Below are 7,008 nucleotides of genomic sequence, written 5' to 3'. Positions count from 1 at the left end.
GTCCGCTTCGAACGGCTTCAATTCTTCAATCGCATCGGCAAAGTAATCTGCAAATTTCACCCCGTAAAGACGTTCAAAACGCTCTATATCGAGTTTGAAATTAGACATCAACTCCATAATGACGTATTGTCGGATACGGTCGTCTTCGCTTAACGCTACCCCTCTCTCATACGGCAATTTCCCCGCATCGATAGCCGCTTCATACGCTTCCATCTCTTTGAAGTTCTGTGCGTAATAGTCAATCCCCTCACCGATAGAGGTAAGCCCTACTCCGATCAGATCGGCTCCCCCTTTGGTGGTGTACCCTTGGAAGTTACGGTGAAGCTCCCCTTTTTCGATCGCTTTGAAGAGTTCATCTTCCGGTTTGGCGAAATGGTCCATCCCGATCATGCGGTATCCGCGCTCGGACATGTGGTCGATGGTATAGCGCATAATGGCGAGCTTCTCGCTAGGATGCGGCAACGTTGTCTCATCGATTTTACGCATCGTTTTTTTGAGCCACGGTACATGGGCGTAGTTGAACACGGCGAATCGATCCGGATCGAGGGAGATCGCAAGATCAAGGGTCTTTTTAAACGTCTCCAGAGACTGATACGGCAATCCGTAGATCAGATCGACATTGACACTCACCATATTGTATTTACGAGCTAACTCCATCGCCGCTTTGGTGATGTCGTAAGGCTGTACACGGTGAACGGCAACTTGGACTTTTTCGTCAAAATCCTGAATCCCGAAGCTGACACGGTTAAATCCCGCCTCGCTCATCACTCTCATCTGATCGTCATTGATATGACGGGGATCGATCTCACAGCTGATCTCGGCATCAGCGGTAAAATTTTTGAAATGGCTTTTAATCGCACTGATAATGCGGTTTAATTGATCCGCATCGAAAAACGTCGGAGTTCCTCCGCCGAAATGGAGCTGTATCACCGGACGGTTGACATCGATATGTTGGCTCAGGATTTGAAGCTCACGCGTCAGATAATCGATATAACGCTCTTTTTTATCCTCTTTGGAGGTAAATACGACGTTACACCCGCAAAAGTAACAGGCATTTTTGCAAAACGGCAAATGAAAATAGAGTGAAAGGGGACGTGAGGGCTCTTGTGCGTGGAGCTTTGCAAGGAATCCGTTATAATCAAACGAGTCACTGAACTCCAATGCCGTGGGATAGCTCGTATAGCGCGGTCCCGGTTTGGAATATTTGGTAAATTTGTCAAAATCAAACATGGTACTACGTCCCCAAAAAGGTATATTATCGCGATTATACCCTTTTGGATTGAATGTCCCCTAAAATTCCTCTGTTACCAAGAGAAATAGTGGTGATAAAATAGAATAAATTATACGTCAAAAATTTGTTTTTTTTATAAAATGTGATAAAATGAACGGAAATTCAATACTATAGTAAAGAGAGTTTATGAGTGCTATCAAAGTGCTAATCATCGAAGATGATGAAGTAACCGCAATGAATCTAAAAATGTCCTTGGAGAAACAAGGCTATGACGTCATTTCATTAGCGGACAACGCCGTAACGGCGCGCAATAAAATTAAAATATATAACCCCGATATTGCCCTCATCGACATCGGATTGCAAAAAACGACGGACGGTATTGAGTTAGCGCAATACATCCGCGATAAAAATCAGCTCCCGTTTATCTATCTGACGGCTCATTCGGATAACGACATGCTCGCAAAAGCCAAGAAAACGGAGCCCTATGGGTATATCGTCAAGCCGTTTGACCCGATCAACCTACACACTACGATTCAAATGGCGCTTTACCGTTTCAAAGAGGAGAAAAAGCGCAAATCGAATATCGATGAACTCAAATCGGATCGTGAAGAGCTCGAAAAGCTGGTCTATGCCAAAAAGCTCTCCGATAAACCGATCGTCGAATTCGGCGAAGGGTACCGCCATGATACGGGGTTGGGTGAAACTTTTTATCAAAACCAAAAAATCAAACTCACCAAAAAAGAGAACGCCTTTATCCGTCTCTTAGTCGCTCAACTCGGGAGTGTCGTCGATTTCCAACAGGCGATCAACTATGTCTGGGAGACCAAAGGGGCAACCGACAACAGTGTTCGTACCCTCGTATGGAGACTCCGATCCAAACTCCCGACCGACGTGATCAAAAACGCTTCCGGAGTCGGCTACTATCTCGAAGAGTAGCCTCTATTCGAACCGTTTTTCAAACTCACTCCGAAGCACTTCATACGCTTCGATAAAATCAAACTCTTCTTCGCTCTGTGTCGCCGAACACTCGATCACATACGCAAGACGGGACAACTCATCAAATCGGAAATTAGCACTCGAGCCTTTGATCGCATGGGCAATAAAAGCGATGTTTTCATACTCTCTTTTCTCGATAGCCGCTAAAATCTCGTGGAGCGAATGTTCCATCTTTTGGTGATAAATCCCTAATAGATACTCGATTTGTTCCTCATCCAGCATCAAAGCACTTTTGAGATGTTCCATATCGATGTTTTTCCATCGAGAGACACCTGATGATTGCACCTCTTTTGCTTCAGCTAATACGGTCGGTTTTAAATAGCGCTCAAATATCTGCTCGATCTCTTTGAGGACGATCGGCTTTCCTAAAAATGCATCGTAGCCGTTTTGAATCGATCGCTCACGTGAGCCTTTGATCACATTCGCCGTTAATGCGACAATCGGGACATGCAGGTGATGATGTTCGTGCTCATACGCTAAAATAGCCGCTGTCGCCTCATTACCGTTCATAAGAGGCATCTGTTCATCCATCAACACCATATCAAAAGATTCCGCCTGAAATGAGTGCAGTGCTTCGACTCCGTTAGAGGCGATCGTGTAGCTGAGACCGTATCGTTCCAATATGATTTTAATCAACTCCTGATTGGCCAAATTATCTTCGGCTACCAGTACTTTTCCGATAAATCCGCCCCTTCTTTTACTCCCACCCGTGACAGGAGTATGGGTTCCTTGCATTCCTAAAACATCGCATAAAGCACTTTGCAGTTTTGTACAATAGATCGGAAAGGTAAGCGGTGCAATCGTGTAAATCGTATCATAGCGTTCATCCAAAAAATCGAGAATGGCAATAGAGGGGATTTGATGCTCAATAATAGTTTTACGTGCCGCATCGCTCATAGAACTTTCCAGAAAGATCAAGAGATCACACGGCTCTTGAACGTCATGAATCAGATGAATATCCAACCCGAAATGATCCCAATAGCGCTGCAGCGACTCCAGTTTATAGCTCTCACTTGGATCATAGGCAAGCAATCCGAATCGGATCCCCTCGAACATCGATACATCGAATTTTGTCACTTCACACTCGCGGTTTGCTACCGCAGGAATTTTGAGGGTAAACGTACTTCCATCCCCAAGTGTCGATTCGAGTTCGATCACCCCTCCCATGTGTACCGCTAATTGTTTACAAATGGAGAGCCCGAGTCCTGTCCCCTCGTTGATCTTTATGCTCCCCTCTTGAGCCTGAGAAAACGCATCAAAAATCCGCTCTTGATCTGAGGGGGAGATCCCCATCCCTTCATCACGCACCGAGAGCGACAGAATCCCTCCATCAAACCGTGCCTCCACGTGGATAGCACCGGCATGGTGGCTAAACTTTATCGCGTTACTCAAAAAATTTCCGACAATCTGTTTGATCCGCAATGCATCGGCCACAATCTCATAGGGAATAGCAGGATCGATAAAACTGGTCAAGGTAAGGCTTTTGGAGTTTGCTCCGGGGACAAAAAGTTCCATCGTATGGGAAATCTCATCATGGATATTAAACGGCTGCGGATCGACGGTAAATTCTCCGCTTCGAAGTTTGCTGAAATCAAGAATATCATTGATAATGTGGAGAAGGTTTTCGCCGCTGTTGCTGATAATATCGAGATATTGCTGATAGCGGGGATTGGTCGTCTCATCTCGTAAAAGGGAGACAAATCCCAAAATAGCATTAAGCGGTGTCCGAATCTCATGAGACATATTGGAGAGAAAATACTCTTTTGCTTTGGAGGCGTTGAGTGCTTCTTGCTCTTTTTGGTAGATGGTGTCGGTATAAAGTTTTAAAACACCCGAAAAGTTTTTGTCAAACAGATAGCTGATGGAGACAAACATCGACTGATCGTTGATCCCCAAGCGGTAAGTGGCATTGAGGACGGAGCGTTTAAAATGGGTACACAAAACAAAAAGCTCATCCGCACGAAGCTCTTTATTTTTTAAATAATCGATCAATTCTGCAATCACAGGGCAATCACCGATCACCATCGACCCCGATACAACCCCTATAAAATAGTCAAAAACGCTTCCTGCATACTGCTCTTTAAAAAAATCGGTGTCGATTCCGTGCCGCTCTAAAATCGATGCACTCAGCTCATCCGATACCCACTCTTGTAAAATAGAGTCTTTTGAAGTGATTAAAATCTCTTTGGATCGGAATAAATTAGATATATCGGGAAGGTTCATCAGGGTTCCTTGAATACGATAGTTTTACCGATATAATACTCAAAAAGGGGTGAAAGTATAATTTTTTATTATGGAGCAACCCAGAAAAATACACCCGAAGAGACAATTAGCAACTGAAAAGCTAAAATCAATACGGTTCCGATAATATTGCCGATTTGACAACTGGTACACTGCTTATATTTTTTACCTTCGTACTGTCCATAGATAAAATAAATAATCATTAATAGCACTACGCCGACGAGAGCATATTTATCGAGCGTATAAACCAATTCACGTAACTCGGGTGAAACAAAAAACGGAAGGAGAAATGTCAGTGTCACTAATACAAGAAGATATTTGGCACCCCGTTTAAAATAGTCACGAACGAAAACGACCGGACACGATTCACCCGCGATAAATCCATCTTGTGCAAGCTGCTTCTCTGCACTACTACGATTCTCTTTGGCCATTTTATCGAGCAATGTACCTCCAAAGAGAAAATCAACCTGCTGTTGAATTCTGCGCGACAGTGCACCTTCTACATCGAGGTGTTGCAACTCGCCGTAACGGTTTTCATAGACTACCTTGATCTTTCCGTATCGCTTAATCGCGGCACTGAACCCTGCAGGGAAATAAGCGCTCTTCTCCTCTCCCTCTTCGCTTCCCTCGTTGAGAATGATACGGGCATTGATCAGTTCAATTAGACGATCTTCGTCTTTAATAATGATAGCACTGAAAGGGACGGCAATCTGAATCGCAGAAATGGCATCCAGACCGTTATGTGCCATCGTATCATGCATATTTTCCAGTAGTTCAAACAACTCATCATCAAATTTCCGAACATCGGCAGAAATATATTTAATCCGCTCATCAGGGTAGGTGATCAATTCTTTAATCATTGGTAAAACTTTCTTAGGAGGTAAAGCCCCGAAGGGGGCTTAGAATTAGTGGCTTTTGCGAACAACGATCAACATTTTGATGTTGATCATGATAAAGCGGATAAGCTGCCAAATTTTGCAGGTACGCATTTTGATAACAAAATTTGTCGGTACCATCGTTGTGAAATTATTGTCGTACGGTTTAACGTATTTTTCGATTTCGTTCATATTTTTTCTCCTTTTTCTTATTCAGGGATCAAAGTCCAGCCCGGATTGAGCTTAGCTTTATAGATAAACATGTGGTGTAGGATATGTTTGATCCAGTGACCTGCAAGTCCGATTTCACCGAAGGTGTAATCCAAGTCACGTCCGAGACCAGGGTATTTTTCGAAGTCAGGAACAACCGGATAAACGGTCAATGCCGCAGCAGTACCGTCGAATAGACCTTTACCTGCTGATGCAACACACGCCGCACCCATTTCTGCCATAGACGCTTCATGCAAGTGTGCACTCGGTCCTTTTTTGATCAAATCACAAACACTGTGAGCTACCGCTTTACCGATAATACCACTTGGCATACCTGTACGTGGAGGCGTTGGGAAAATTTGTGTTCCGTTTGGAGTCGTCATCGGTTTAGAGATCGGATGCGGAGGAGCAAACGCGATACCTGCGGCGAAGAGATTTTTGTATGTCGGATTTTGGTATGTACGTGGCCAGTCAGACGCTTTCCAGTTTTCATACGCACCTGCGTTGTAGTTTGCATCAACTTTCATAAATCCGTTTGGAGCAAATACAGTAGCGGTAATATCTTCACCCGCTTTATCGTATGCTTTGAGGCCGACACCCGCGAACGGAGGAATCAACATTGCGAAGTCGAACTCTTGCTCACCCATTGAACCGTCAAGAAGTTCGTAAGAAACTTTCCCTTTTTCAACTTTGTTTACGTGAGCACCGATAGTCCATTTAACCCCGCGCTCAGAGTACAATGACTCTGCGAAAAGACGTGAAGATGCTGCATATCCGCCGCGTTTCATGTGCAATCCGCCGATACCGAAGTCACCGAGGAATGATTCATTAGAGATCCATTGAAGATCTGCCATGTCACGTACGCCCGCTTTGCGAAGTTCGTGTTCGATGTTGAAAATGTACTCAAATGCCGCACCTTGACACGTACACATACCGTGACCTGTTCCGATGAGGAATTTTTGACGCTCCCCTTTTTTCATTTTTTCGATACATTTTGCCAATTCGTGTGCCGCATGATCAGCATGGTCTGCCGTACATACTGAAACAGTGAATTCACCTAAACCGTTAGCATCACCGAGACCCGGAGTCGCTGCAAAGTTAAGTTTCGGTCCGGTAGCGTTGATCAAATAATCATACGTTACGTCTTCACTTTGTCCCGCTTTGCCTTGACCGGTATACTCGATCGTAACAAACGCTTTATCGCTGCTTGCATTCCCCTCAGGGTTAAGGCTTACCGCTTTCGCTTGTTTGTAGGTAATTCCAGCTTTTTGATAAACAGGAGCAAGGTCAAAAGTAACCTCTTCTTTCGACATTTGACCGACACCAACCCAAATGTTTGATGGGATCCAGTTCCATTTTGAGTTAGGGGTTACTACCACTACCTCGTGATCTTTTCCGAGCCAATCTGCCGCGAACGTTGCTGCAGTATGTCCGGCGACACCGCCACCGAGGACG

At 44.5% G+C, this 7,008-nt stretch carries 6 protein-coding genes; 1 reads left to right on the top strand and 5 read right to left on the bottom strand.

Translation table 11 applies throughout. From position 1 onward, the window contains the following. Positions 1 to 1,230, bottom strand: a 1,230-nt coding sequence (hemN, locus tag VFW36_RS12365) for an oxygen-independent coproporphyrinogen III oxidase (RefSeq protein ID WP_329659122.1), incomplete at its 3' end; no start/stop codon positions are given. 187 nt (positions 1,231 to 1,417) lie between these two features. On the opposite strand from hemN, the gene VFW36_RS12360 reads away from it, so the two are divergent. Continuing rightward, on the top strand, positions 1,418 to 2,167 hold the full coding sequence (locus VFW36_RS12360) for a response regulator transcription factor (RefSeq protein ID WP_329659121.1): 750 nt from the start codon (positions 1,418 to 1,420) through the stop codon (positions 2,165 to 2,167). A 3-nt stretch (positions 2,168 to 2,170) separates the two neighbouring features. Here VFW36_RS12360 and VFW36_RS12355 read toward each other — a convergent pair whose 3' ends face one another. From VFW36_RS12355 to VFW36_RS12340, 4 genes are all read right to left on the bottom strand, one after another. After that, a complete protein-coding gene (locus VFW36_RS12355; RefSeq protein WP_329659120.1) occupies positions 2,171 to 4,450 on the bottom strand; it encodes an ATP-binding protein in 2,280 nt (759 codons plus the stop codon). Between the two features lie 68 nt (positions 4,451 to 4,518). Continuing rightward, positions 4,519 to 5,328: a peptide deformylase gene (locus VFW36_RS12350; RefSeq protein ID WP_329659119.1), complete on the bottom strand. Its 810-nt coding sequence runs from the start codon at positions 5,326 to 5,328 to the stop codon at positions 4,519 to 4,521. A 45-nt stretch (positions 5,329 to 5,373) separates the two neighbouring features. Further along, positions 5,374 to 5,535 (bottom strand): hypothetical protein, encoded by a 162-nt coding sequence (locus tag VFW36_RS12345; protein WP_329659118.1) that lies wholly within the window; start codon positions 5,533 to 5,535, stop codon positions 5,374 to 5,376. A gap of 17 nt (positions 5,536 to 5,552) precedes the next feature. Beyond that, a partial coding sequence (locus VFW36_RS12340) for an NAD(P)/FAD-dependent oxidoreductase (RefSeq protein WP_329659117.1) occupies positions 5,553 to 7,008 on the bottom strand: 1,456 nt, incomplete at its 5' end.

The sequence above is a fragment of the Sulfuricurvum sp. genome (genome assembly GCF_036279695.1).
Taxonomy (GTDB): Bacteria; Campylobacterota; Campylobacteria; order Campylobacterales; family Sulfurimonadaceae; genus Sulfuricurvum.
This window is presented reverse-complemented; position numbering and strand designations above follow the sequence as displayed.

Coding starts and splice junctions, on each gene's coding strand:
- VFW36_RS12360 (WP_329659121.1), top strand. CDS start 1,418: ATGAGTGCTATCAAAGTGCTAATCATCGAAGATGATGAAGTAACCGCA.
- VFW36_RS12355 (WP_329659120.1), bottom strand. CDS start 4,450: ATGAACCTTCCCGATATATCTAATTTATTCCGATCCAAAGAGATTTTA.
- VFW36_RS12350 (WP_329659119.1), bottom strand. CDS start 5,328: ATGATTAAAGAATTGATCACCTACCCTGATGAGCGGATTAAATATATT.
- VFW36_RS12345 (WP_329659118.1), bottom strand. CDS start 5,535: ATGAACGAAATCGAAAAATACGTTAAACCGTACGACAATAATTTCACA.